Annotated in this window: 25 protein-coding genes; 9 read left to right on the top strand and 16 right to left on the bottom strand. The window is 63.1% G+C overall.

The annotated features are described in order from the left end of the window. Positions 1-60: 60 nt before the first annotated feature. Both IE053_RS10935 and IE053_RS10930 read left to right on the top strand, forming a co-directional pair. Positions 61-801 (top strand): arginyltransferase, encoded by a 741-nt coding sequence (locus IE053_RS10935; protein WP_189575893.1) that lies wholly within the window; start codon positions 61-63, stop codon positions 799-801. Between the two features lie 360 nt (positions 802-1,161). Then, positions 1,162-1,905, top strand: coding sequence for a helix-turn-helix transcriptional regulator (locus IE053_RS10930; RefSeq protein WP_189575892.1), 744 nt, complete (start codon positions 1,162-1,164; stop codon positions 1,903-1,905). A gap of 58 nt (positions 1,906-1,963) precedes the next feature. Here IE053_RS10930 and clpX read toward each other — a convergent pair whose 3' ends face one another. Together clpX and clpP are read right to left on the bottom strand one after the other, a co-directional pair. After that, the gene (gene clpX / locus IE053_RS10925; RefSeq protein ID WP_189575890.1) at positions 1,964-3,274 is read right to left on the bottom strand and encodes an ATP-dependent Clp protease ATP-binding subunit ClpX; all 1,311 of its coding nucleotides are present in this window, start codon (positions 3,272-3,274) and stop codon (positions 1,964-1,966) included. Positions 3,275-3,458: 184 nt separating this feature from the next. Continuing rightward, positions 3,459-4,106 carry an ATP-dependent Clp endopeptidase proteolytic subunit ClpP gene (gene clpP, locus IE053_RS10920; protein WP_189575888.1) on the bottom strand — a complete coding sequence of 216 codons (648 nt, stop codon included), beginning with the start codon at positions 4,104-4,106 and terminating at the stop codon, positions 3,459-3,461. A gap of 217 nt (positions 4,107-4,323) precedes the next feature. Here clpP and IE053_RS10915 point away from each other — a divergent pair, with 217 nt between their 5' ends. Continuing rightward, entirely contained in the window at positions 4,324-4,935 is a 612-nt protein-coding gene (locus IE053_RS10915; RefSeq protein WP_189575886.1) for a hypothetical protein, read from the top strand. On the opposite strand, the gene panB is transcribed toward IE053_RS10915, so the two are convergent. Genes panB through IE053_RS10900 form a run of 3 tightly spaced genes read right to left on the bottom strand, consistent with a single transcriptional unit; the run spans position 4,932 to position 6,750 of the window. Then, complete coding sequence (gene panB, locus IE053_RS10910; RefSeq protein WP_189575884.1) at positions 4,932-5,753, bottom strand: 3-methyl-2-oxobutanoate hydroxymethyltransferase; 822 nt, start codon at positions 5,751-5,753, stop codon at positions 4,932-4,934. The genes IE053_RS10915 and panB overlap by 4 nt on opposite strands. Beyond that, complete coding sequence (locus IE053_RS10905) at positions 5,754-6,194, bottom strand: TerB family tellurite resistance protein (RefSeq protein ID WP_189575882.1); 441 nt, start codon at positions 6,192-6,194, stop codon at positions 5,754-5,756. It abuts the gene before it with no gap. 1 nt (position 6,195) lies between these two features. Then, the gene (locus IE053_RS10900; protein WP_189575880.1) at positions 6,196-6,750 is read right to left on the bottom strand and encodes an adenine phosphoribosyltransferase; all 555 of its coding nucleotides are present in this window, start codon (positions 6,748-6,750) and stop codon (positions 6,196-6,198) included. Positions 6,751-6,791: 41 nt separating this feature from the next. Between IE053_RS10900 and IE053_RS10895 the strand changes: the two genes are divergently transcribed. Further along, on the top strand, positions 6,792-7,220 hold the full coding sequence (locus tag IE053_RS10895; RefSeq protein ID WP_189575878.1) for a c-type cytochrome: 429 nt from the start codon (positions 6,792-6,794) through the stop codon (positions 7,218-7,220). Here IE053_RS10895 and IE053_RS10890 read toward each other — a convergent pair whose 3' ends face one another. Both IE053_RS10890 and IE053_RS10885 read right to left on the bottom strand, forming a co-directional pair. Beyond that, on the bottom strand, positions 7,221-8,450 hold the full coding sequence (locus tag IE053_RS10890; RefSeq protein ID WP_189575876.1) for a serine hydrolase domain-containing protein: 1,230 nt from the start codon (positions 8,448-8,450) through the stop codon (positions 7,221-7,223). It lies immediately after the preceding gene. A gap of 16 nt (positions 8,451-8,466) precedes the next feature. Beyond that, positions 8,467-9,147, bottom strand: coding sequence for a COQ9 family protein (locus IE053_RS10885; protein WP_189575874.1), 681 nt, complete (start codon positions 9,145-9,147; stop codon positions 8,467-8,469). 116 nt (positions 9,148-9,263) lie between these two features. On the opposite strand from IE053_RS10885, the gene rpsU reads away from it, so the two are divergent. From rpsU to IE053_RS10865, 4 genes are all read left to right on the top strand, one after another. Further along, positions 9,264-9,482: a 30S ribosomal protein S21 gene (rpsU, locus tag IE053_RS10880; RefSeq protein WP_373302868.1), complete on the top strand. Its 219-nt coding sequence runs from the start codon at positions 9,264-9,266 to the stop codon at positions 9,480-9,482. Positions 9,483-9,822: 340 nt separating this feature from the next. Next, positions 9,823-11,811 carry a M36 family metallopeptidase gene (locus IE053_RS10875; RefSeq protein ID WP_189575864.1) on the top strand — a complete coding sequence of 663 codons (1,989 nt, stop codon included), beginning with the start codon at positions 9,823-9,825 and terminating at the stop codon, positions 11,809-11,811. Positions 11,812-11,919: 108 nt separating this feature from the next. Continuing rightward, positions 11,920-12,369, top strand: coding sequence for a YiiD C-terminal domain-containing protein (locus IE053_RS10870; RefSeq protein WP_189575862.1), 450 nt, complete (start codon positions 11,920-11,922; stop codon positions 12,367-12,369). Positions 12,370-12,481: 112 nt separating this feature from the next. Continuing rightward, the gene (locus IE053_RS10865; protein WP_189575860.1) at positions 12,482-13,219 is read left to right on the top strand and encodes a pirin family protein; all 738 of its coding nucleotides are present in this window, start codon (positions 12,482-12,484) and stop codon (positions 13,217-13,219) included. A gap of 3 nt (positions 13,220-13,222) precedes the next feature. Here the strand turns inward: IE053_RS10865 and IE053_RS10860 are convergent, their stop codons facing one another. From IE053_RS10860 to cmk, 3 genes are all read right to left on the bottom strand, one after another. Next, positions 13,223-13,993 carry a DUF481 domain-containing protein gene (locus IE053_RS10860; protein ID WP_189575858.1) on the bottom strand — a complete coding sequence of 257 codons (771 nt, stop codon included), beginning with the start codon at positions 13,991-13,993 and terminating at the stop codon, positions 13,223-13,225. A gap of 120 nt (positions 13,994-14,113) precedes the next feature. Beyond that, positions 14,114-15,802, bottom strand: coding sequence for a 30S ribosomal protein S1 (gene rpsA, locus IE053_RS10855; protein WP_373302886.1), 1,689 nt, complete (start codon positions 15,800-15,802; stop codon positions 14,114-14,116). A gap of 260 nt (positions 15,803-16,062) precedes the next feature. Continuing rightward, a complete protein-coding gene (cmk, locus tag IE053_RS10850; protein ID WP_373302884.1) occupies positions 16,063-16,704 on the bottom strand; it encodes a (d)CMP kinase in 642 nt (213 codons plus the stop codon). 204 nt (positions 16,705-16,908) lie between these two features. Between cmk and IE053_RS10845 the strand changes: the two genes are divergently transcribed. Then, positions 16,909-17,439, top strand: a complete 531-nt coding sequence (locus IE053_RS10845; RefSeq protein ID WP_189575852.1) for a hypothetical protein — start codon at positions 16,909-16,911, stop codon at positions 17,437-17,439. Positions 17,440-17,487: 48 nt separating this feature from the next. Here IE053_RS10845 and IE053_RS10840 read toward each other — a convergent pair whose 3' ends face one another. Genes IE053_RS10840 through IE053_RS10815 form a run of 6 tightly spaced genes read right to left on the bottom strand, consistent with a single transcriptional unit; the run spans position 17,488 to position 24,158 of the window. After that, positions 17,488-19,083 carry an amidohydrolase gene (locus tag IE053_RS10840; RefSeq protein WP_189575850.1) on the bottom strand — a complete coding sequence of 532 codons (1,596 nt, stop codon included), beginning with the start codon at positions 19,081-19,083 and terminating at the stop codon, positions 17,488-17,490. Positions 19,084-19,097: 14 nt separating this feature from the next. After that, positions 19,098-20,132: a quinone-dependent dihydroorotate dehydrogenase gene (locus IE053_RS10835; protein WP_189575848.1), complete on the bottom strand. Its 1,035-nt coding sequence runs from the start codon at positions 20,130-20,132 to the stop codon at positions 19,098-19,100. Position 20,133: 1 nt separating this feature from the next. After that, a complete protein-coding gene (gene rimK / locus IE053_RS10830; protein WP_189575846.1) occupies positions 20,134-21,534 on the bottom strand; it encodes a 30S ribosomal protein S6--L-glutamate ligase in 1,401 nt (466 codons plus the stop codon). Then, complete coding sequence (locus IE053_RS10825; RefSeq protein ID WP_189575844.1) at positions 21,531-21,965, bottom strand: tellurite resistance TerB family protein; 435 nt, start codon at positions 21,963-21,965, stop codon at positions 21,531-21,533. Before IE053_RS10825 ends, rimK begins: the two co-directional genes overlap by 4 nt. 57 nt (positions 21,966-22,022) lie before the next feature. After that, a complete protein-coding gene (locus IE053_RS10820; RefSeq protein ID WP_189575842.1) occupies positions 22,023-23,084 on the bottom strand; it encodes a M48 family metallopeptidase in 1,062 nt (353 codons plus the stop codon). 9 nt (positions 23,085-23,093) lie between these two features. After that, positions 23,094-24,158: a YjgN family protein gene (locus tag IE053_RS10815; RefSeq protein ID WP_189575840.1), complete on the bottom strand. Its 1,065-nt coding sequence runs from the start codon at positions 24,156-24,158 to the stop codon at positions 23,094-23,096. Positions 24,159-24,208 lie beyond the last annotated feature (50 nt).

Below are 24,208 nucleotides of genomic sequence, written 5' to 3'. Positions count from 1 at the left end.
TCTTTTGAAGCTCTGGCGTGTTAGATTGTCCGGGCTGGACGTGAGGAGAAAGCGGCGTCGATGAACACCTTCTTCCTGGGGTCACGTTCGGAATTCTACGTCACGGCGGCGTCGGACTGCCCCTATCTTGAAGGGCGGAAGGAGAAGAAGATCTTCACCTTCCTGGGCGGCGACCGCGCGCCGGAGGTGAATTCGCTCCTTTCCCGCCGCGGTTTCAGGCGTTCCCAGAACATCGCGTACCTGCCGGCCTGTGATGGCTGCAATGCCTGCCGGGCAGTGCGCATCGTTGCCGAGGGCTTCGACGATGACCGCTACAAGCGGGTGTTCCGCAAGAACGCCGACCTGACGCGCAAGATGACCCCCGCCACGGTCACAACCGAGCAGTTCTCTGTCCTTCGCGGTTATCTCGATGCGCGTCACGACGGCGGGGGCATGACAGACATGACCGTCCTCGACTACCAGCAGATGGTCGAGCAGACGCCCGTGGACACCTTCGTCCTCGAATACCGCAATGAGGAAGGCAAGCTTCTCGCCTGTGCCCTTTCCGACCGGCTCGAGGACGGCCTCTCGATGGTCTACAGCTTCTTCGAGCCCGATGAGAGCAAGCGCTCGCTCGGCACCTTCATGATTGCCGACCATGTCCGCCTCGCGCGGGAGCTTGGCCTGCCTTATGTCTATCTCGGCTATTGGGTGCAGGGCTCGCCGAAGATGGACTACAAGCGCAAGTTCGAGCCGCTGGAGATCCTCGGCCGTGACGGCTGGACCGTGATGCGCCGCCAGCCGCCCCAAAAGCGCAAGTGAATTGGCGACGGCAGCCTGCTCGGCCAGCCCCACCGCCAAGATCCTCATCGCCTGGGGAACCGGCACGTCTCAAGCACTTTTCTTTCGCCTTGCGGAACGAAGAGGCTTCGACGTGCGCACCCCGCCGGTTCCAGACGCCCGAAAAACAGAAGGGCCGCAGCCTCGCTGCGGCCCTTCTTGGCGCCCATCGGGACAGCCTCCCCCTCAAGAGACCCGCCGCGGTAGCGCCTTTCGGATCGGGCACGATGGTGGTGCCGACCGCCGCGAGAACCGCCCCCCGTGAGCGAATATCGCCCCTCGGCTGTACCGGAGGAGCGTTCTCAACTACCATCCCCCCATTCGAGGGGAGTGCCTGGCGCAGTGGTGGATTTTCTGGCGGCGGGCGAGAGCCTTGAAACTCTCGAAACCAGGAATGCCGTGTGGGAACGCACGCTTGCGACCCTGAAAGCAGGCGGCATCAGTTTCGTGATCTACCTCACCGTCGACGGTGAAGGCGGAGCCACCGATCTGCTCACCAACGTGCCGGAAATCTACGCCGACACCGACCCCGCCCAGGATCCTTTCCTCGCCTACTCCTGCAGCCAATACGCGCCGACGAAGACAGGGCTCCACTATCTTCCCACCCATGACTACCTGCCGCCCGAGGCGAAGCAGTTCATCATCAACGCCTCGCGAGTTGGTTTCACCGCAGGCGTTGCCCTGCCCATGCGGATCGAGGGCTCTCCCCGCTTCGGCGGTTTCAATCTCGGAACGCCGCTGCCCAGGGATAGCTTCGAGCGCGAGATCCTTCCCATGGTCGAAAGCTTCCGGGTGTTCTGCCTTCTCGCCCACCGGCGGCTCGAGGAGTTGCTGCCCTCTCCCTTCGGCTCCGCCAATACTGCCAGGCTCAAGGAGCTGCTGACACCGCGGGAAGCGGAAGTCATCCGGCATATCGCCGACGGCAAAAGCCGCAAGGAAGCGGCGCGCCTGTGCGGCCTCTCCGTCTACACGGTCGCTGACTATGCGAAGTCAGCCTACAGAAAGCTCGGCGTCAGGAACCGTGCCGAGGCCGCTGCCCTGGTCTACTCCGCGGCGGAACCCAATCCCAAGGACCGCAAGGGTTGAAACGAAAAAGGCCGCCCGAAGGCGGCCTTTTGATCTTGGACCTTGAGGGTTCTCAGCCTCAGGCGCTCTGGTCCTGCGCCTGCTTCTCGGCCTTCGCGAACACACGCAGCGGTTCGCCCCGGCCTTCGACGACCTCTTCGTTGACGACGATCTCCTCGACATTCTCCATGGTCGGCAGGTCGAACATGGTGTCGAGCAGGATGCCCTCCATGATCGAGCGCAGGCCACGGGCGCCGGTCTTGCGGGTGATGGCCTTGCGGGCCACCGCCTTCAGCGCTTCTTCCGTGAACGTCAGTTCGACATTCTCCATCTCGAAGAGCCGGGCGTATTGCTTGACCAGCGCGTTCTTCGGCGCAGTCAGGATTTGCACCAGTGCGTCTTCATCGAGGTCCTCGAGGGTCGCAATCACCGGCAGACGGCCGATGAATTCGGGAATGAGGCCGAATTTCAGGAGGTCCTCCGGCTCGGTCAGGCGCAGCCAGTCACCGACGCGCTTGTCCTCGATTTCCTTCACCTCGGCACCGAAGCCGATCGAGGCCCCCTCGCCGCGGTTCTGGATGACCTTGTCGAGACCAGCGAAGGCACCGCCGACGATGAACAGGATGTTCGTCGTGTCGACCTGCAGGAATTCCTGCTGCGGGTGCTTGCGACCGCCCTGCGGCGGGACGGACGCGACCGTGCCCTCCATGATCTTGAGAAGCGCCTGCTGGACGCCCTCGCCCGACACGTCGCGGGTGATCGAAGGGTTGTCCGACTTGCGCGAGATCTTGTCGATCTCGTCGATATAGACGATGCCGCGCTGGGCGCGTTCGACGTTGTAGTCGGCGGCCTGGAGCAGCTTCAGGACGATGTTCTCGACATCCTCGCCGACATAGCCGGCTTCGGTGAGGGTCGTGGCATCGGCCATGGTGAACGGCACGTCGAGAATGCGGGCCAGGGTCTGGGCCAGCAGCGTCTTGCCTGAACCCGTGGGACCCACGAGCAGGATGTTCGACTTCGCCAGTTCGACGTCCGAGTTCTTCTGGGCGTGGTTGAGACGCTTGAAGTGGTTGTGCACGGCCACGGCCAGGACGCGCTTCGCGTAGCTCTGGCCAATGACGTAGTCGTCGAGGACCTGGTGAATATGCTGCGGAGAAGGGACACCGTCGCCCGACTTCACGAGCGAGGATTTCGATTCCTCGCGGATGATGTCCATGCACAGCTCGACGCATTCGTCGCAAATGAAGACAGTCGGTCCCGCAATGAGCTTGCGGACCTCATGCTGCGACTTCCCGCAGAACGAGCAGTAGAGGGTGTTCTTGCCGTCACCCGACCCACCGGTTCCGGTCGGTCCAGTGCCGCTTCCGCCCTTGTTGCTCACTTTGCTCATTGCCTTACTCCTCGTGGCGGGGTCCCGAGGACCCTGCCGTCACAGAAAGTGACCGCGGCTTCTGCCGTTCCACGCAAGCCTGCCCGAAGCTCAGGCAAGGCGCAATCACACCGAACGGCAAACTACGCAGCCATGTATTGATTTGGCGTTGCAGGACAGGGGCCAAGACGCCCCACCCTGTTACCTACTCATTCGCATCATTGCCTTCAGAGGATGCGCCACGCTTCTCGAAAACCTGGTCGATCAGCCCGAATTCCAACGCCTGTTGGGGAGTCATGAAGTAGTCACGATCGAGGGTTTTCTCAATGGTTTCGTAGTCCTGACCCGTGTGCTCAACGTAAATTTCATTGAGGCGGCGCTTCGTTTCGAGAATGTCCTTGGCGTGGCGCTCGATATCGGACGCCTGGCCCTGGAAGCCCGCCGAGGGCTGGTGAACCATGATGCGGCTGTTCGGCAGCGAATAGCGCATGCCCTTCTCGCCAGCCGCCAGCAGCAGGGATCCCATCGAAGCCGCCATGCCGATGCAAATGGTCGAGACCGCGGGGCGGATGTATTTCATCGTGTCGTAGATCGCGAGGCCGGACGTCACCTGACCGCCAGGGCTGTTGATATAAAGGGCGATATCCTTCTTCGGGTTGTCCGCTTCAAGGAACAGGAGCTGGGCCACGAGCAGGGTCGCAACCTGGTCATGGACAGGTCCGGAGAGGAAGACGATCCGCTCTTTGAGGAGGCGCGAGTAGATATCGAAGCTGCGCTCCCCGCGGCTCGTTTGCTCAATCACCATGGGAATGAGCGTGTTCATCGTAAGATCGTGGGGATCACGTTCGGACATCGGATACTCCGGGAAAAATCAGCAAGGCCAGTGGGGCAAGCGGACGTAGGATCAGGACTTCGAGGTGGCAAGCGGTTGGTTAACGCAGGGTGAAGTGCCCTGCCGCCGCAGCCTGCTTAGACGCGCACCTTTAAGGGCGATTTTCCGAAATTTCCATTCTTGCGTGTCTCGGTGATGTATTACATCTTATCCGGGTGTTTGTAGGGGGAGCGCGGCCATGCGCTTGTACGGTCTCATCCTGTCCATAGCCGCTTCGCTCGCACTGGGGGGCGCTGCCCACGGCGCGATGGTCATCGGGGTGGTCGAGGAATTCGGGGACGTGAAATTTCGCTTCTCCGGGTCCCTTGAACTGTCCGGTGTCCCGCTCCTGGATAGCAACAGCGCTGACACCCGCGAGCAGGGGTTTCTCGGCCCGCGTGACGGCAGTTTCGTCAATCTGCCGCTGTTCCCCTTCTCCGACGGGACAAGGCCCTACGATATCTATGCAGCGAGCCGACTCGCGCGCTTCGGATCCCAGACGCCGATCCGGGGGAAGGCGCGGGGCGATGCGTTCGGGATCACGTCGAGCGGAAAACTGCTCGTGCCCGCAGGCTACAGCTCGGGTGAGACGATCTCCGGGGAGCTCGTTTTCTTCGGAACGTCGCTCCGGGCCCTCGGCCTTGCGGTCGGCACGTTTTCGGCGTCGCTGGCCGCAGGCGATGGACAAATCACCCTCGTCATCCCTTCGCCGGACGGACAGGGCGCCATCAATCCCGTGCCGCTGCCAGCGGGTGCGCTGCTCTTCCTCACCGGCGGCGCGCTGGTGCTCGCCAACCGGCGCCGGCCCTAGTCCTTCTTCAGGCGGTAGGTCTCGGCCTCGCCGGGGAAGCTCCGCTCACGGACGTCCTTGGCATAAGCTTCCACCGCCTCGCCGATCTGCTCACGGAGCTTTCCGTAACGGCGGACGAATTTCGGGGTCCAGTCGAACATTCCCAGCATGTCCGGGGTCACGAGGATCTGGCCGTCGCAGGCAGCCGAGGCCCCGATCCCGATCGTTGGACAGCGCACCTCCTGCGTGATCTGCCGCGCGAGCTCTTCGTCGACGCCTTCGATCACCATGGCGAAGGCGCCCGCCTCGTCAGCAGCCCGCGCTTCCGCGATCACGGCCTCCCGCTCGGCGCCGGTCCTGCCCTTGGCCTTGAAGCCGCCAGTGACGAGCGACGCCTGCGGACGAAGCCCGACATGGGCCATGACCGGGATACCCCGCTCGGCAAGAAAGGCGACGGTGCCAGCAGCATAGGTGCCGCTCTCGATCTTCACCGCGCCGCAGCCGGTTTCCGACACCACCCGGCGCGCGCTTTCAAAGGCTTGCTCGCGCGAGGCCTCGTAGCTGCCAAAGGGCAGGTCGACGACCACGAGCGCATTCTCCGCCCCGCGCATCACTGCCTTACCGTGCAGGATCATCATGTCGAGCGTCACACCGACCGTCGAGGGCATTCCGTGCACGACCATTCCGAGACTGTCGCCGACGAGCAGGACGTCGCAATGCGCATCGAGAACCTTCGCCGTCGGGGCGTCATAGGCGGTCAGGCAGACGAGCGGCTCGCCGCCCTTCCGACTGCGGACGGAGGCCGCGGTCATGGCTTTTCGTTGGGACTGAGCTGACATTTAATCCTCGGCAGGCCTGAGGGCTTCGGCCTGCTCCTTAGTGAAACCGAGATAATCGCGCACGGACGACACGAACGGGTGCTCGCCATCGACCTTTTCCTCGAGGTCGACGATGCGCCAGATATGGGTCACCAGCGCCTCCTGTTCGTCCCGGTCGAGCTCCTTCGCCGCGGCGGCGAAATCGACGAAGCTGCGTCCATTCTCGAAAAGCTCCTTTTCCGCCTCTTCCCGCAACGCCCTCGCGTCAGGGTTGGTCAGCATGAAGAGCTTCATCAGCGCGGCCGCGACGAGGTCCTTCTCGACATCCGTGAAGCGGCCTTCGCGATGGGCTGCGGCGATCAGGAGCCCCGCCGCGCCGACCCTCGGCGGCAGCTTGGGTGACGGGTCCTTCGTCTCGCCATCGCCAGGCGCGAGCCATTCGGTGAAGTTTTTCAGGACCATCTCAGTCCTCCTCGAAACTCGTCAGCGCAAGCGTCTCAACGCCGAGGCCCTCAAGGCGAGATCGCCCCGGCAGCCCGACCAGTTCCACCACGAAACCCGCGCCCGCGACCTCGCCGCCCGCCGCGCGAATGAGCTCCACGCTCGCAGCGGCGGTGCCTCCGGTTGCGAGGAGATCGTCGATCAAGAGCACGCGCGCACCCTCCGGCAGGGCGTCCTCGTGGATCTCGAGGGTGTCCTCGCCGTATTCGAGCGCGTAGCTCTTGGTGATGGTCTTGTGGGGCAGCTTGCCTGCCTTGCGCACCGGAACGAAGGCCGTCTGCATCCGGTCGGCTACCGCCGCTCCAAAGATGAAGCCACGGGCCTCGATCCCTGCGACATGGGTCACGCCGCGATCTTGGTGTGCATCGGCCAGAGCCTGGCACGTCGCGCGGAACGCCTCCGGGTTGCCCATCAGCGTCGTCAGGTCGCGGAAAATGATGCCCGGCTTCGGATGATCGGGAATCGCGCGGATGGCGGCTTTCAGGTCCACGGTGGCGTCTCTCCTATGGGTGCGCATTCTGTTATGGTGCTCCGCACAACAGATGGTAGGTGGACCCCATGCGGACCAAGCTTGCAACCCTCGCCTTCGGTGCCTTTCTCCTCAGTTCCTGTGGCGGAGGCGCCGAGGAACCCGAGGTGACCGTTGAAGAACGCCTCGCCATGCCTGCCGATCCCGAAAACGGACGACGGATCTTCCGGCAATGCGCCGTCTGCCACGAGGTGACCCCCGGCGCCCGGCACCGGGTCGGTCCCAATCTCTGGGGCGTCTACGGCAAGCCCGCTGGCCAATATGCGGATTTCAGCTATTCAAGCGCGCTCAAGCGGTCAGACGTGGTCTGGGACGACGAGACCCTCGATGCCTATCTCAAGGCACCCCAGTCGGTCATTCCCGGTGGGCGGATGTCCTACGCTGGTAACAGCAACCCCGCCGACCGCCGGGACATCATCGCCTATCTCAAGACGCTGGAGGGCGAAGCGCCCGAGTAATCATTGGGTGGTTGCCCTTCGATCGTCGGGCTCGATCTTCCGTAACCCGTCCTTGATCGCGCGGAAGAGACGTCCATATTCCGGCTCGTCGTCCCAGCCGTTCCGGTCTGCCGCGGCAATGACGATGACCACGCCTTCCTCCGGGTCCATATGGACGAACTGGCCGTCATAGCCCTGCATGGCAAACGCGCCGTCATCGCCGCCCGTGGTCCAGAAATGGTGGCCATAACCGCGACGCCAGTCGCCCTTCGGCTCGTGGCTTTCCTGCGGCGGTGTGCGGACGAAATCCACCCAGCCCTCGGGAAGCACCCGCATGGTCCCCATGACCCCGTCCTGGACGTAAAGCTGGCCGAGCTTGGCATAGTCCTCGAGGGTGAGTTGCAGGCAGCAATAGCCAAGCTCCTTGCCTGCCGGTCCATGCCTGTCAGTCAGCCACGTTCCACCGGTCAGCCCCAGCGGCTCCGCCAGCTTGTCGTTGACGATCCCGACGAGGTTGGAACCATAGGCCCCGCGCAGGACCGCGGTCAGGACCTGCGTGTTGGGAGAGATGTAATCGAAGTCCTCACCTGCCGGACGGTTGCGCTTGTAACCGCGCACGGTGTCATCGACATCGCGGTTGAGAAGGAAGGTGTTGAAGAACAGCTTGCGGATGTCCGAGCCCCGCTCTTCGTAATTCTCGTTGAAGTCGATGCCTGACGACATCATCAGCAGGTGCCGGATCGACGTGTCACCGTAATCCGTACCACGATATTCGAGGGCATATTTCGACACAGGGTCATCGAGACTGTCGATGGCACCTTCCGCAAGGGCGATGCCGATCAGCGTGCTGATCCATGACTTTGCCACGGACCACGAGGTGAAGCGGTCGTCGGGTTCCGCGTCACCGAGATACTCCTCCATCACCACCACGCCGTCCTTGAGGACGAGGATTCCCTGCACGTTACGGCGCTCGGCATAGTCCTCGAAATCGCGCGTCGCGCCCATCCATTCATAGGTGATGGGAATGGGGCGGAGGTCACGGCGAAAGGTAGTCTGGACCCTGGCGGGCCGGATCGGTCGGGAGGGGTAGATCGTCTCCATCGTCCTGTAGGGAAGCCGCCGGTCCTCGAGGTTCGACATCGCGATGACCTCGCTTGGCGAGAATTCGGATCCGGGCCGGTAATACCAGAGCGCAGCGGCAACAGCACCCACGGCCACGAGGGCGATGAGCGGCAGGACGATCTTTTTCACTTCGGAACGCTTCCTCTTATTTTTCGGAACCGTAGCGCAGCCTTCCCAGAAAGCCCACGATGGCCGCGGGGTCAGGCACGGCCTTCTGGATCCTGGCCTTGGCCTTCTCGAACTCCATCAGGTTGCCGATCCGCGCGTCGAGAAATTCCCAGGTCGCAGCGTATGGCTCCTCTGCCCCAGCATCGCCCTGGTCGTTGAGCCAGCGGCTGAGGGTCGAGGCATAGATCGCCGACAGCGACATCCGCTTGGTGTACCAGTTGAAGTCCGTGCTCGTATCGCCGATCGTCCGCCACATCTTGTCTGCGGTGTTCCAGACCAGTGTCGCGCCGAGCTTGCCATGATGGGGCAGCGCCAGTGTGTGGGCCGCCCGCCGCGCCGCCTCGCGGTTCCAGTCGAGGCCCTCGATCCGCTGTTTGATGAGCCAGGTGATCTTCGCCGTGATGCCGTGGGGCTTGGGGTTCAGGGCCTCATAGGCGTCTGCCATCTTGCGGTCTTCCTCTTCGGACCAGAAGGCCAGCACGTCGCCCACGCCGCGCGGGAAAAGCCGGTCGAGAAGCCCCGCTTCGATCTCCTCTTGGTCAATGCCGGCGCTGCGTGCCGCGGTTTCGAGCGTTTCGCGGGTGAACCCCTCGAACGCGGCCTCCGGAAGGAGCTGCTCGAGGATTTCGCGGCGAGTCTCGTCGTCAGCGGCGTGCATTTGTGGCTCTCGGGTCTCAGAAGTCATCACATTGCCCATATTCTCATCGAGAAGCGCTCGACAAGGCGCGGTTTGACGCTTATGGGCTGCCTTCGCCGAAGCTGCCACCATAAGGAGTGAGACCCATCGTTAACATCGTTGTGCGCGACAATAACGTCGAGCAAGCCCTTCGCGCTCTGAAGAAGAAGATGCAGCGTGAGGGCACCTTCCGCGAAATGAAGGCCCGTAAGTTCTACGAGAAGCCGTCGGAGAAACGCGCTCGCCAGAAGGCTGAAGCGATCCGTCGTGCGCGCAAGCTGCAGCGCAAGAAGATGCAGCGCGAGGGTCTGGTCTAGCCACCCGACCCCGCTCGGCAGCTTACGAGCCAATGACGAAGCCGCCCGGCCCTGCCGCGGCGGCTTTTGTTATTCTGCATCAAATCTTTGGGCGAATCTCTTGGCTCTTGATCTGTGATGCTGTCCCGAAACCATTCACGAAGAACGACAATATATTTCAGCGCCGGATACCCTTTTCTGGCGAATGCTTGCGCGGGGTTCCACCTCCCGTGAGCATGGTTAACGCCGAGCCAACCTTTGAATAAAATGCCGCTTGTTACCAAGAGTTTGGCAGGCGCAGCTTCTGCTCCTTACAGGCATGAAGGGTTCTCCTTCATGTTCTCACTTGGGACATCAGAGCATGAAACTCCAAAAGCGCCTCCTCGGAGCGACAGCGCTGCTCGGCCTTATCGCGGGCCCGGCAGTCGCGCAGGACAGCGGCATCCTGAAAGAAGAAAAGGTGACGGTCAGCGACCTGGCTGAGCTGAACGCCTCCTTCCCGCAAGCCGGCAAGCGCCAGGACCGCGTGCAGGACTACCTGCGCACCAAGGGCGCGATCGACCCCAGCAGCGCCCTCGAGCTGGTCAGTGAACGCAGGTCGAAGTCGGGCCGAATCCACCAGCGCTTCGAACAGAAAATCGACGGGCGCCGGGTCTACGGCTCGACGGTCATCGCCAATTTCGCGAAGAACGGAGACCTCGAGAAGCTCCAGCACCGCACCCGCGGGGTCGGCATGTTCAAGGTCCGGAAGGCGCAGATCGACGCCCAGGAGGCCCTCGAAGCTGCCCGCCAGCGTGTCTTTCCCAACGCCCCGACACTCACCGGCGGGACCTCGGAAGGCTTTGTCACCACCTTCGCGTCCGACCCTTTCTTCTACGAGGCGCCGAGCGTCGAAGAGGTGGTGGTCACCGGGAAGGGCCGCAACTCGGTCGGCTTCCTCGTGAAGCTTTGGAGCGGGGATTCGAACGAACTCTATCACGTCCTCGTCGGCCCCAACGGCCAGGTTCTGGACGTCGAGGACCGCACTGCCCGTGACCAGTACGGCGTCTTCGCCGACCATCCGGGCAATTCGGCCCAGACGATCGTCCAGGGTCCGGGGGCAGGCAACGCCGAATCCCCGGCGGGCTGGCTTTTCTCCGGCACGCAGTATGCCAACTATATCCGCGGCAATAACGTCTCGGCCTATCTCGACCGGAACAACAACAACGCCCCGGACACTGCCTCGGCGCCGATCGCCGATGGCTCGTTCATCTACGCCGCCGATCTCGGCGCTGACCCCGCGACGACGCAGAACCAGCGGGTGGCCATCCAGAACCTCTTCTACCTGAACAACCGCATTCACGACATTCTGTATGCGGCCGGTTTCGATGAGGCTGCCGGTAACTTCCAGGAAGACAATTTCGGCAGGGGCGGCGCAGGCTCCGACTCCGTCAATGCCGAGGCACAGGACGGCGGCGGCGTCAACAACGCCAATTTCGCAACGCCCTCTGACGGCTACAACCCGCGGATGCAGATGTATCTGTGGAACCTCACCAGCCCCTATCGCGATGGCGACCTCGACTCTGACATCGTTTACCACGAATACGGCCACGGCCTGACATGGCGGATGATCGGCTCGATGTCAGGATCGGTCTCCGGTGCCATTGGCGAGGGGATGGGCGATGTCTTGGCCCTCCTCATCAATGACGACGACCGCGTCGGCGAGTACTCCACCAATGACCCAGCCGGGATCCGGTCCGCGCGGTACACGAACTACAACCGGACACTGGGCGACCGCACCGGCACCTCGGTCCACTATGACGGCGAGATCTATGCCGGTGCCATCTGGCGTTTGAAGGAGATCTTCAATGCTAACGGTCTGTCCAACTACGACCTGCTGGACACGCTGGTCGAGGGCATGAATTTTACCGCTCCTGGTCCGGATTACATTGATATGCGGAACGGTATTCTCGATGCGGCACCGTCCTCGCAGGACTGCTTCGTGTGGCAGGCCTTCGCCGATTTCGGCATGGGCAGCGGCGCAACCATGAGCTCTGAGAGCTTCGCCCTACCCTCCACCTGCGGCGGCGGTGGTGGCGGGTCGGCCGATACGACCCCGCCGGATTTCTCGAACCTTCGTGCCCAGAGGCTTTCAGGTGGCAGGTTCCGCCTGACCTGGAACTCGGACGAGCCATCCACCAGCCAGGTCCGCTTCCCGGCCTACAGCTATACCTATACGGACAGCACGCTGAAGACATCGCACAGCGTCACCTTCCAGGGCTCGGTGGGCACGACCTACCAGTTCTATATCGAAGGCAGCGATGCTGCGGGCAATCTCGGCAGCGAAGGTCCCTACAGCTACCGCCGCTGATCCCGGCCTCTCCAAGGGCTACCCCAAGACTGAAGCGAGGGCAGCAGCCCTCGCTTTTTTTGTGGGCTCAGGCATGCTCGCGGCAACAACGAGAAAAAGGAGACGTCCATGTCCCCCTACGACCAGATCCGCGAGCAGCTCTCCAAGATGGTCCCCTTCGCCCGGTATACCGGCGTGGTGATCGACGAGATCACGGCGGAGAAGGCCACCTGCCACCTCGACCAGCGGCCCGAGGTCGAGAACCACATCCAGTCGATGCACGCAGGCGCACTGTTCGTTCTCGGGGAGCAGGCTTCGGGCGCTGCCTTCGCCGGGGCGTTCCTTGAGCGGATGATGACCGTGCGTCCGGTCGCTGCGAAAGCGGACATCCAGTACCTGAAGATCGCCAAGGGCACGATTACCGCCACCGCGCGTATCCGCGAGAACGCAAGCGGGCTGATCGGCCAGCTCGACGAGGTCGGCAAGGTCCAGTTCGCCGTGGATGTCAGCCTGTCGGACGCCGAAGGCACCGAAGTCGCGACCATGACGGTCGACTGGCACGTCAAGAAGCTCAGCTAGCGAGGGCGTCAACGAGAGCTTTGCCTCCGGCGCGGGTCTGCTTTGCGCAGGCCCGCCATTGTCGCTGTGCCCTGAAGGCGCAATCTTCCGTGTCAACCACACCGGAGGTCCCATGCGCCATCAGCAACCGACTGGCACCAGAGGCCCGATCCTGCGCCGCGCCGACGAGCGGGGACATGCTGACCATGGCTGGCTTCGTTCAGCCCACAGCTTCAGCTTCGCAGGCTTCCACGATCCCGAATGGATGGGCTTCGAAAGCCTCCGCGTTATCAATGACGACCAGGTCGCTGCCGGCGCGGGCTTTCCCATGCATCCGCATGCTGACTTCGAGATCTTTTCCTACGTCCTGTCGGGGGCACTCGAGCACAAGGACTCGATGGGCAACGGCTCCGTCGTCAAGGCGGGCGGCGTGCAATACATGACCGCGGGGACCGGGGTCCGGCATTCAGAGTTCAATCCAAGCCGCGACGAAGATGTCCGCTTCCTGCAGGTCTGGCTCGAGCCGAAGGTCCATGGTGCGAGACCCGGCTACCAGACGCTCGACATTCCGCGCGCAGAGAAAGACGGCAAGCTCCGGCTTTTCGTCTCCGAGGACGGGCGCGACGGCTCGATCAAGACGCTGGCCGGGGCGGATGTCTACGCCGCCATTCTGAACGGCGAGCAGGAAGTCCGCTTCGATCTCCGCGACGGCAGGAGTGCCTACCTGCATTTGGCCGAGGGCTCGGCGAAGGTGAATGGCCAGCGCTTGCAACGGGGCGACGCCATCGCGCTCACCGAGCCCGCCGAGATGGTCATCGAAGAAGGTCAGGGCGCTGAGGTCCTGCTCTTCGACCTTGAAAAGAAGTCCTAGCCTTTAGAAGTCGTAGCCGATCGACACGCTCAGCAGTGTGTCGGTCTGCTTACGCGCCTGGGGCGGATCGGTCTCGTGCTTTATGTTGTAAGACGTCCGTAGGCTAATCTTATCCGTCAGGTTCGACTTCACGGCGACATTCAGGATCGCCGTCGTGTTCTCGTCAGCAACGGTCGCATCGAAGCTCTGCTCGAAGGTGACGTTTTCCTTGATGACCTGCTTGAAGGTCTGGCCGAAGAACACGGCAGCGCTCGTCTCGGTGCGCTCGAAATTCGCAGGCTCCGGGCTTGGCACCTCGCGCTCGAAATACTGAACGCCGGGGCCGATCAGCATCTGCAGCTCGCGGGTGTCGGTCTTCACGAAAGTATGGCCGAGACCGCCGCCGACAAAGGCCTTGCGGTCGAAACCGGAGAACTGGTCTTCTTCGTATCGGGTCTTTCCGTAGACGAACGTCCGGTCGCCTGTCTGGATCTCCATCCGGTACTGGGCGAACCAGTTGTTCTGTGTGACGTCGGTGACGTCCATGCCCATCGCATCGGTCGTCGTGGTTTCGGTATAGTTGCCGCCCGCATCGAATGCATGGGTCAGCACCTTGTACTTGCGCGCAATCTGGAACCTGCCGCCGATGACGGTATTCTCCGTGTTCCCCGTTGCCGAAGACAGGTTGAACACGACCGATCCGGACCAGCGGTTCTCCTCCGCCTTGATCTCGGTCGGCTGGAACAGCGAGGACGCGGAAGCAGATGCTGCTGCGAGTATAAGTAGCCCTGTCATGGGAGGTGCCCTTCCCATGCCGCCCGTTAATGGCTCCTTAACTGTCCCAAGGGGCTGGGCTGCAAAAGAAAAGCCCGCCGGAGGGAACTCCGGCGGGCTCATTACTTGGAGAGACGAAGCTTATGCGTCGTCGGTGTCTTTCAGCGCGGCGCCGAGGATGTCGCCGAGCGAAGCGCCGGAATCGGCCGAACCATACTGTTCGACGGCTTCCTTCTCTTCAGCCATTTCGCGTGCCTTGATCGACAGCGACAGGCGACGCGACGCGCGGTCGATCGCCACGATGCGGGCGTCGACCTTGTCGCCAACGGCGAAACGCTCGGGACGCTGCTCGTTGCGGTCGCGGCTGAGGTCCGACTTGCGGATGAAGGCCTTCGGGCCGCCTTCGCCGCCGACGCGGACTTCGATACCGCCGTTTTCGACAGCCGAGACTTCGCAGGTGACGTCGTCGCCCTTCTTGAGCTCGCCAATCGCATCCATCGGGTCGTTGGCGACCTGCTTGATGCCGAGGGAGATACGCTCCTTGTCCGGATCAACATCGAGGACCTTCACCTTGACGGTGTCGCCCTTGTTGTAGTCCTGGATAGCGACGTCGCCCGGCTTGTCCCAGTCGAGGTCGGAGAGGTGGACCATGCCATCCATGTTCTCGTCGATGCCAACGAACAGGCCGAACTCGGTGATGTTCTTGACTTCGCCCTCGAGGATCGAGCCCACCGGGTTCTTCTCGGCGAAGGCTTCCCACGGATTGTCGAGGGTCTGCTTCAGGCCGAGCGAGACGCGGCGCTTGTACTCGTCGACTTCGAGAACCATGACGTCGACTTCCTGGCCCGGCTCGACGATCGAGCTCGGCGGCATGTTCTTCTTGACCCAGGACATCTCCGAGACGTGGACCAAGCCTTCGATGCCGTCCTCGATCTCGACGAACGCACCGTAGTCGGTGATATTCGTGACCTTGCCCTTGAAGACGGCGCCGACCGGGTACTTGGCCTGGACACCTTCCCAGGGATCGGGCTGGAGCTGCTTCATACCGAGGCTGATGCGGCTCGTTTCCGGGTTGATCTTGATGATCTTCACACGGACGGTATCGTTGACGTTGAGAACCTCTGACGGGTGGTTCACGCGGCTCCACGACATGTCGGTGACGTGCAGCAGGCCATCGACGCCCGGTGCCAGCTCGACGAACGCACCGTAGTCGGTGATGTTCTTGACGACGCCTTCGCGCTCATCACCCTCGTTGAGGTCACGGACGACTTCCTGGCGATGTTCAGCGCGATCCTCTTCGAGAACGGCACGGCGCGAGACGACAATGTTGCCGCGGCGCTTGTCCATTTTGAGGATCTTGAAGGGCTGTTCGAGGTTCATCAGCGGCGAGGCATCGCGCACGGGGCGGATGTCGACCTGGCTGCCGGGCAGGAAGGCCACGGCACCGCCGAGGTCGACGGTGAAGCCGCCCTTGACGCGGTTGAAGATGACGCCGTTGACGCGCTCGTCATTCTCGAAGTCTTTCTCGAGACGTTCCCAGGCTTCCTCGCGGCGGGCTTTCTCGCGCGAGATGACCGCTTCGCCTTTTGCGTTCTCGACGCGCTCGATGAAGACGTCGACCTCGTCGCCGACCTTGATCGAGCTTTCGCCGTTCTGGACACCGAATTCGCGCAGCGGGACGCGGCCTTCGGTTTTCAGGCCGACGTCGACAATGGCCATATCCTTGTCGATGCCGGTGATTTTTCCTTTGACGACGGTTTGTTCAAAGCTGTCGAGATCAACGACGGAAGCTTCGAACATCTCGGCGAAATCTTCGACCGAGGGGTTCATGGTTTCGGACAAAATATTGCCTTTGGTGCAGGCGGTGGCCTGCGGGTTGAGGCTCGGAAGGCGAAGTTGGTTGCGGGCCTTCGGAGCGGGTTGGACACATGGCGCCAGCACATGACCGATCGAGGGTCAGGTTCGGATGCTGAAACGCTGGTCCTCCTCCAAAGCTCGGTCGATCGGTGGCCGGCGGCCGCGAACGGTCGGGCTTTAGGCACAGAAAGGCTTGCGAGGCAAGGCCGGGGGTCATGGCTGGTCCCGCGAACTCAACCCTGTTTGGCAAAGTCCCTGAGCGCGTTGTCGACAAGGCGCGATGCCCTTGCCAGCACCTCGTCGGGTGTCAGCTTGGAGGTATCGATGATCTCCGCATCGGCAGCGGGCTTCAGGGGCGCCTCGGCACGGCTCTGGTCGCGTTCGTCCCGGCGCCTGAGCTCCTCGAGGGTGCTCTCATAGGTCACGCTCGGATCCTGCACGCGCAGCTCTTCATATCGCCTGCGCGCCCGCTCTTCGGGGCTGGCCGTGATGAAGAACTTCACCGTCGCATCGGGGAAGATCACCGTTCCGATGTCCCGCCCGTCAAGGACCGCGCCGGGCGGGGTCAGCCCGAAATTGCGCTGGAAATCGAAGAGCGCGGAGCGCACGCCCTCATGCACCGCGACGAGGCTGGCGCCGCGTCCCACCGTCGGCGTCCTGAGCTCGGCGCTGCCCAGCGCCTCGGGGTCGAAGTTCCGGGCGACCTCCGTTGCCTGGTCGGCATCGCGGGGGTCGAGGTCGCGCTTCAGCATCAGCCAGGCCACGCCGCGGTAAAGCGCTCCCGTGTCGAGGTGCTTGAGACCGTAAAGCGAGGCAAGCCTCCGGGACAGGGTCCCCTTCCCGCTGGCAGCGGGTCCATCGACGGCGATGATCAGAGGCTTCGGCATCCGCGCGGGTTTAGCTTGCCCGTTGGGTCTGTCCACCGAGGAAATCCATCCCTCTCCCGACTTGTTAGGCGCGCGTCCCCTTGGCTGATAGAAAAAATGCTTCCATGACCGTTTGTTGTGGCAATCTGCTGAACCCGATGCTTAGGAGTTCCGCGCAGCACTCGCGCTGCAGTGAAGATTTTGGGGTAAATCATGAAAACGAAACTTCTGTGCGGCGGCGCTCTTGCCGTCCTCATGTCCGGTTGTGCGTCGATTGTGAGTGACTCGGTCTATCCGGTCACCATCGATAGCGTTCCGACCGGCGCTGACCTGAAGATCACCGACGAAAAGGGCATGATCGTCTTCGAAGGCGAGGGCCCGACGACCCTGACGCTCAAGGCTTCGGACGGCTACTTCAGCGGGGCCAACTACACGATTGAGGCGACAATCGACGGGACGGTCGGCCGTGGCCAGCTAACGTCGTCGATGGACGGCTGGTATATTGGCAACATCCTGGTCGGCGGCCCGATCGGGCTTCTGATCGTGGATCCGGCAACCGGTGCGATGTACAAGCTGCCTGAGCGCGTTGTCGTGAGTGTACCAGTCGCAGACGCCACCGATGAACCGGCCGAACTCGACACCATGCCTTCGGCCAAGACCGACCATCCCGGCGCCAAGATCCAGGTGCTTTCGCTGAACGATGTGCCCGAAGAGCTCCGGAGCGAGCTCGTTCGGGTCAACTGATCCGTAGAAAGATGGAAGGCGGCTCAGTTCCAGCCGTCTTCCTTTCGATCAACGGAGTTCGCCCGAGACCACCTTGCCGTCGATCATCGTTGCCACCGCCTTGGCGTTGCTCGGACCCGCGAAAGGATCGCCTTCGAAGATCGAGAGATCCGCGGCAAAGCCGGGGGCCAGCGTTCCCAGCGAGCCGCCCCGGCCGATGGCCAGCGCTGGCGACGTGGTGAACAGCGCGAGGGTTTCCGCCCGGCTGAGCGCTTCCTCCGGGTGCCAACCTTCACCGGAGAATCCCTGCAGGTCCTGACGGACATGGGCGGCGTAAAGCTCGATCCGCGGATCGCCCTGCTCCACCGGCGCGTCGGAGCCGAAGACGATCAGTGTCCCCTCGCCTGCGAGGCTGTTCCACGCATAGGCGCCTTCCAGGCGCTCAAGCCCGAGACGGTCCTCGGCGAAATGGAGATCGCCGATCGCATGGCTCGGCTGCATCGACGCAATGACGCCAGCCTCGGCAAAGCGGGCTAGGTCCTCGGGGTCGAGGATCTGGGCATGCTCGATCCGCAGGGTGGCTTTGGGATAATCAGCACGCAGATCCTTGTACCAGGACAGGACATCGGCATTGGCCCGGTCGCCTATGGCGTGGGTCGTGATCTGGAGTCCACCTTCCGCGGCCTTGCGGTAAGCCTCCATCGCGTCGTCCCTGTCGAGAAGGCGCAGGCCGATTGTTCCAGGCTCGTCTGCATACGGCTCTTTCAGCAGCGCTCCGCGCGAGCCGAGGGCACCATCGGCATAGAACTTGACGCCCAGATGGCAGACCAGCCCGGTATCGTCGCAGCGCGGCCCCATCTCGGCCAGTTGCTCGAGGCTTTCCGGCACAACGAAATTCGCCACCCGCAGCGGCAACTCCCCTGCCGCTGCCAGCTCTTCGAGGAGCGGCAGGTCCGCGGCCTCCACCGACATGTTGTGCACACCGGTCCAGCCGCGAGCGGCATAGGTCTCCGCCCCGAGGCGAAGCGCCTCACGGCGACGTTCTTCCGTCAGCTCCGGCACGAGGCCAGAGGTCAAGCCCATGGCAGCATCAACGAGATAACCGGTCGCGTTTCCTTCAGCATCGCGAACGATCCGCCCGCCTTCGGGGTCGGGCGTGTCCGGCGTGATGCCCGAAGCTTCGAGCGCTGCGGTGTTCGCGACCAGGGCATGGCCGTCGGCACGGGTCAGGAGGACAGGACGATCACTGACGACCTCGTCGAGATCGGCTGCGACAAGCGCGCGGCCTTCGGGCCAGCCCGTCTCGATCCACCCGCGCCCGATGATCGTGCCTTCAGGCTGCCTCTCCGCCTGCTCGGCGAGGGCCAGCTTCACGTCCTCGATCGAGCGTGCCCGGTCGAGGTTGAGGGTCATTTCCCTAAGGCCGATGCCGATCAGGTGAACATGGCTGTCGGTCAGTCCCGGAAAAACCGTTTGTGTCTCGGGCAGCGACACCCTGCAGGCGTCATCCGTGTCTGGCATTTCCGTAAGGGATCCAATGGCGCGGATCCTTCCATCGGCAATGGCTATGGCCTGGTGAGTGGCGGTTGGTGTCTCGATCCGCCCCTCGATGACCGTGATATCGCAGCCCGCCTGGGCCGTCAGCATGAGGAGCGTCATGAACATGTCTCTGGTCCTTCCTAGAGCCCTGCACCCACCGCATCACGGACGGAGCCGAAGCCTTCCGCGCGCAGCAGCTTGGGTAATTCTTCGATGATTCTTTTGACCAGGCCCGGCCCTTCATAGACCATCGCCGTGTAGAGTTGGACAGCTCCGGCTCCAGCCTTGAGCTTCGTGACGACATCCCCGGCCGTGAAGACCCCGCCGACCCCGACCAGCGGCAGCGCGCCCTTCGTCTCGCGCGCGAAGTCCCTGAGAACGGCCGTCGATTTCTCGAACAGCGGCTTGCCGGAAAGGCCACCCTTCTCATCCTTGTACGGACCATGAAGCCCGGTGCGGTCGAGGGTCGTGTTCGAAACGATCATGCCATCGACGCCTGCATCCATCGCAGCGGCGGCAATGTCCGCCTTCTCCTCATCGGTTAGGTCCGGGGCGACCTTGACGAAGACCGGCTTGCCCGTCCTCCGTGCAGAAAGCACCCGGCCGAGCAGGCCGGCGAGGAACTGGCGCCCCTGCAGCGAACGCAGGCCCTCCGTGTTCGGAGAGCTGACATTCACCGTCAGGAAGGATACATGGTCCTCGAGCGCAACGAGCCCGGTGACGAAGTCCTGTGCCCGGTCCTCGCTGTCCTTGTTGGCGCCGAGATTGATGCCGACCACGCCGGGGCGTCCCGCCCGCGCCTTCAGCCGGGCCGCGATGGCGTCGAGACCGTCATTGTTGAAGCCGTAGCGATTGATGACAGCCCGGTCCATCCGCAAACGGAAGACCCTGGGCGACGGATTGCCCGGCTGGGGCCGCGGGGTCACTGCGCCCACTTCGACAAAGCCGAAGCCAAGATCGAGCAGCGGACCTGCGACCTCGGCGTTCTTGTCGAAGCCCGCGGCCATTCCGAGAGGATTGGGAAGATCTAGCCCCGCGAAGGATGTCCGCAGCATCGGGTCGCAGGCGACGCGAGGCTTTGGCGCTAGCGGCGATTTCAGTAAGCTGACGGTCGCCCTGTGCGCTTCTTCGGGAGGCAGCAGGGTCAGGGCCTGTGTCGCGAGCCGGTCCAGCACGTCAGGCCGCCGAAACGATTTTCCGGCGACGCTTCACGGTGCTCGCCGCACGCTTCTCGATATGCTGGAAAACGAGATCGGCCACGTCCTTCTTCGAGCTTTTCTCGATCCCTTCGAGCCCTGGGCTCGAATTGACCTCGAGAACCTTCGGCCCGTTCTCGGAACGCAGGAGGTCCACCCCGGCAAAGCCCAGGCCCAACGCCCGCGCCGCACGCAGGGCGACCTCTCGTTCCTGCTTCGTGATCCGTACACTCACGGCGGAGCCGCCTTGGTGCAGGTTCGACCGGAATTCTCCGGGTGCGGCGCTCCTCTTCATCGCGGCAACGACCTTGTTGCCAACGACCAGGCAGCGGATGTCCTCGCCATTCGCTTCCTTGACGAACTCCTGCACCAGGAAATCGGCGTTCAGGTTACGGAATGCCGAGATCACCGATTCCGCCGCCTTCTTCGTTTCGGCGAGGACCACGCCTTTGCCCTGGGTCGATTCGAGAAGCTTCAGGATGATGGGCGGCTGGCCGATCAGCTTGATGAGCGCTTCATTGTCCTGGGGCGAGGAGGCGAACGCCGTGGTCGGCATGCCGATTCCATCGCGCGCGAGGATCTGGTGCGCATAGAGCTTGTCCCTGCTGGCCGAGATCGCCTCGGAGCGGTTGACGCAGAAGGCACCGGTGGTTTCGAACTGCCTGACCACGGCTGTTCCGTATGCGGTGATCGATGCGCCGATGCGGGGGATGACCGCGTCATAGCTCGGCAGCGCCCGTCCATCATAGTGGACCTCGGGCTTCTCTGCATTGATCAGCATGTAGCAGCGGGAGGTGTTGATGGTCTCGACGACGTGCCCGCGCGCCTCGCCTGCCTCGATCAGGCGGCGGGACGAATAGATCTTGGGTTCCTTGGTCAGGATGGCGACCCGCAAGGCACGCTTCTGCGGCGTCTTCGCCAGCATCTTGTCATAGGCGTCATAGCCGAGGACAGGCTGCACGTAGCTCTTTGTCGGGCTGACCCGCGGCGCCTCTCCCGGATAGGCTTCGAGGGCCTGGCGACCGAGAAGCATGTGGAAGTTCATCCCCTCGCGATCGGTCAGTGTCAGGATGATCGGCCAACGCTCGCCGTTGATCTCGATGTCGGTCTCGATCGTCCAGCGTTTCTCGGTTTCGCCATTCGACGAGGTCACGTCACGTCTGTCGAGAACATCCGCCGAGCAATAGACCTCGATGTCCGGACGCTCCGGGATCGGATGGACGCCAAAGCGGACCTTGAGCTTCGATGGCGGGCCGAACGGCTCCACAGTGAAGGCATGAAGGCTGGACGAGCGCGCGCCCGTATCCACCTTCGCCTTCATCGCCGGCAGCCCGAGCTTCGGCAGGCTCACCCACTCTTCCCAGCCAAGCTCCAGGGTCAAGCCGGCACCTCCAGCGTCATGTGCCGGGCGCGCGCCGCGTGTTCGATGGCTGCCGCGCCTTCGTCGGACACACCGAGGGCGTCGCGGATCAGTTCCAGCATCCTGATCTCTTCAAGGTTCAGGCTCTCATCGGCGGTCACCACGTCGACGACCGCTGCATAGGCGGTCTCGCCCAGATGCTCGGGAAGCGCGGCGGCGCATGCGTCCATGACTTTGCGCAGGCCCCCGTCGGAGCCCATCATCTCCCCGGCCCGCTCGGCGATCTGGACCAGCGTCTGCTCGTCCTCATTGCTGAACAGCGGGAAGGAGCGGACGACCCGCCCGATCGTGCGGAGCTCGACCGCATTGATCGAACCGTCTGACGCCGAAGCCGTCACCATCAAGTAGATGATCGCTTCTTGGGGGGTAAGCTGCGCCGGGGTGGTCGCCATGACGTCTCCTTGGAAAGTCCTTGTCATGGACCGACTAAAGAGAACGGGGGGTCAGGGTCAACGCTCGCTGGTCACGCTCCGCACTTCTCCGCTCCTCTTGATCGCATCGCGAATGGCATTCCGGCGTTTGGCAAAACTGGGGTGCGAACTTGACCAAGAAGCATCGTCGCAGCCGGGGCAATCAGCGTTCAGCGCAGCGAGCGCGGTGACGAGACCCTCGGGCTCGATCCCCGCGCCAACGGCGATGGCGACGCCGGTGAGGTCCGCCTCGGCCTCCATCGAGCGGGAAGCCGCGAGGTTCGACAGGACGGCGCCCTGCACCACCAGCTCCTCGGCGAGCTGGCTCGCCTCGCCACCAAGGAAGAGGATTAGGGCCCCGATCCCGGCGGATCGGTAGAGGCTATTGAGACCGTGGCGGTGATGCACATGGGCGATCTCATGGCTGAGCACCGCGAGGACCGGACCGTCCTCGGGGAGCAGGTCCAGGAGGTCATCGGTGATGACGATCGTTCCGCCGGGAAAGGCGAAGGCATTCGGCCCGACGAAGGGGGCGTCCCGGAAGAGAAGGCGGAAGTCGGCTTCACCGCGGGCATCGCTTCGGGCCCTGTAGGCGTCGACCAGTTGGGCGAACCGGGCCTCGATGGCAGCCCGTCGTGCTGGGTCGTGGTCCGAGGGCTTGAAGAGCGTCCGGTCGAGGGAGGCGAGCGAGCCTTGGGCGATCGCTTTTTCGACGGCGGGCGGGGTTGCGTTCACAGCGGCGTCGGTCGCGGCAGGCAGGCCGAAGCGAACGAGGCCGACGATGGCCATGACCGAGATGACCGCGACCACCACCAGGTGCGGGCCGAAACGCTCGAGGGCGGGCACAAGTCGGTCATGGGGGCGGCCGAGAAGGGCATCGATCCCGTCATTGTCCTCGGTCTCGAAGGACCAGCCACCGGGAAGGGAGACCTGCCTAGGGATCGAAGCGATCCGCGGCGACAGGTCGATATCCCGGCGCTCGGCATCGGCGAGAAATTCGCCGGTGCCCTCGCGGTGCAGCAGCAGCAGCAGCTTGCCATCGCGGGACAGGAAGGCGGGCGTGGCCCGCGCCTCGCCGTCACGCCTGAACTTGCCGAGCACCGCCATGCTTCAGAGGCCCACCCCGATATCTATGCCTTCGAGGTCCACATATTCCTCGCCGATCACGCCTGAGGTTTCTTTCACGTCCTGCACGAAATCGTCCAGCGGACCGCCGGGCAAGACTGCGGTCGCGCTGGCGATGTAGCGGGCCAGACGCACCGCGGCCCACGGCGTCATCAAGCCAAACGTCAGTACAGTGACAATGAGGTTACTGACCACGATCCAGGCGTAACGGCGTTTCGAGATCGTCGAGCGGAAGTGGTGCTTGCCGTCGAGGACGAGCGTCTCAAAGGCAATATTCCGCACGCCCGCAGTCCAGACAAGCTGCAGGATGGCGAGCAGGATCACGAAGCTGTAGATGACGAGGAGGGCTCCGAAGGCCGCAAAGTCGCCCGCCGCGGACGCCGACAGCCGGTCGACGATACCGCTCACAGCGAGAACAAGGGCCAGACCGCCGAAAGCCAGGAAACCGACCACGAAAAGGACCCCGAACAGGCCATAGAGCTTGCCGAGGGAAATTTCCGACGTGAACGGACGGTCCCCGAAGCTGTGCCTTCCAAGATACCACTCCCATGTCAGCTTGGTCGCGACCGGGGCGCCAAGGCCGAAGGAGAATATCGTGATCAGCGGCACGATGTAGATGGTCACGAAGGTTGGCCAGTAGGCCGTGTCGAAGTCGAACGAGATCCCGCGCCAGCGTGACACCCGCGCCTGGAACCGGAGCGACCTGCCGATCAGCCACGGGAAAAGGAAGAAGAACACTGGCAACACGGCCAGGCCGATCATCGGCTCGATCGAGATCACGAGATTGAAAATGATGAGCACGGAGACGACGATGATACGCGCAATCAGGATCTGAAGCGGCCTTGCGTGATAGCTGAAGGCATCGCCATCGAGCCGGGTCGATCCGTAAAAATAGCGGTTGGTCCGCACCTTGGCCCACGCGGAATAGACTCCGAGCGTGACGACGCTCAGCAACAGGTTGACAATCCAGATACCGAAAAACTCGCCGGCCTTGCCGTGAAAGGTGAAGGGGAGCGCCTGCGGCTGCTCCGCTGGTGTCTGCGTATCCATGCCCTGAAAGATTCCTCTGCCCTACCGGCGTGACCGAAAGTGTGTTTTCA

The sequence above is a fragment of the Parvularcula lutaonensis genome (assembly GCF_014651915.1).
Lineage (GTDB): Bacteria > Pseudomonadota > Alphaproteobacteria > Caulobacterales > Parvularculaceae > Parvularcula > Parvularcula lutaonensis.
Note: the sequence above shows the minus strand (reverse complement) of the source record. Positions and strands in the feature narration are given on the sequence as shown.

What these genes read in the sequence shown, in the direction of transcription:
- IE053_RS10825 (WP_189575844.1), bottom strand. Translation starts at nt 21,965, where the DNA reads ATGGCGACCACCCCGGCGCAGCTTACCCCCCAAGAAGCGATCATCTAC.
- clpX (WP_189575890.1), bottom strand. Translation starts at nt 3,274, where the DNA reads ATGAGCAAAGTGAGCAACAAGGGCGGAAGCGGCACTGGACCGACCGGA.
- IE053_RS10840 (WP_189575850.1), bottom strand. Translation starts at nt 19,083, where the DNA reads ATGTTCATGACGCTCCTCATGCTGACGGCCCAGGCGGGCTGCGATATC.
- IE053_RS10865 (WP_189575860.1), top strand. Translation starts at nt 12,482, where the DNA reads ATGCGCCATCAGCAACCGACTGGCACCAGAGGCCCGATCCTGCGCCGC.
- IE053_RS10860 (WP_189575858.1), bottom strand. Translation starts at nt 13,993, where the DNA reads ATGACAGGGCTACTTATACTCGCAGCAGCATCTGCTTCCGCGTCCTCG.
- IE053_RS10915 (WP_189575886.1), top strand. Translation starts at nt 4,324, where the DNA reads ATGCGCTTGTACGGTCTCATCCTGTCCATAGCCGCTTCGCTCGCACTG.
- IE053_RS10815 (WP_189575840.1), bottom strand. Translation starts at nt 24,158, where the DNA reads ATGGATACGCAGACACCAGCGGAGCAGCCGCAGGCGCTCCCCTTCACC.
- IE053_RS10935 (WP_189575893.1), top strand. Translation starts at nt 61, where the DNA reads ATGAACACCTTCTTCCTGGGGTCACGTTCGGAATTCTACGTCACGGCG.
- IE053_RS10885 (WP_189575874.1), bottom strand. Translation starts at nt 9,147, where the DNA reads ATGCACGCCGCTGACGACGAGACTCGCCGCGAAATCCTCGAGCAGCTC.
- IE053_RS10845 (WP_189575852.1), top strand. Translation starts at nt 16,909, where the DNA reads ATGAAAACGAAACTTCTGTGCGGCGGCGCTCTTGCCGTCCTCATGTCC.
- clpP (WP_189575888.1), bottom strand. Translation starts at nt 4,106, where the DNA reads ATGTCCGAACGTGATCCCCACGATCTTACGATGAACACGCTCATTCCC.
- panB (WP_189575884.1), bottom strand. Translation starts at nt 5,753, where the DNA reads ATGTCAGCTCAGTCCCAACGAAAAGCCATGACCGCGGCCTCCGTCCGC.
- IE053_RS10900 (WP_189575880.1), bottom strand. Translation starts at nt 6,750, where the DNA reads ATGCGCACCCATAGGAGAGACGCCACCGTGGACCTGAAAGCCGCCATC.
- IE053_RS10875 (WP_189575864.1), top strand. Translation starts at nt 9,823, where the DNA reads ATGAAACTCCAAAAGCGCCTCCTCGGAGCGACAGCGCTGCTCGGCCTT.
- IE053_RS10895 (WP_189575878.1), top strand. Translation starts at nt 6,792, where the DNA reads ATGCGGACCAAGCTTGCAACCCTCGCCTTCGGTGCCTTTCTCCTCAGT.
- rpsA (WP_373302886.1), bottom strand. Translation starts at nt 15,802, where the DNA reads ATGAACCCCTCGGTCGAAGATTTCGCCGAGATGTTCGAAGCTTCCGTC.
- IE053_RS10870 (WP_189575862.1), top strand. Translation starts at nt 11,920, where the DNA reads ATGTCCCCCTACGACCAGATCCGCGAGCAGCTCTCCAAGATGGTCCCC.
- IE053_RS10905 (WP_189575882.1), bottom strand. Translation starts at nt 6,194, where the DNA reads ATGGTCCTGAAAAACTTCACCGAATGGCTCGCGCCTGGCGATGGCGAG.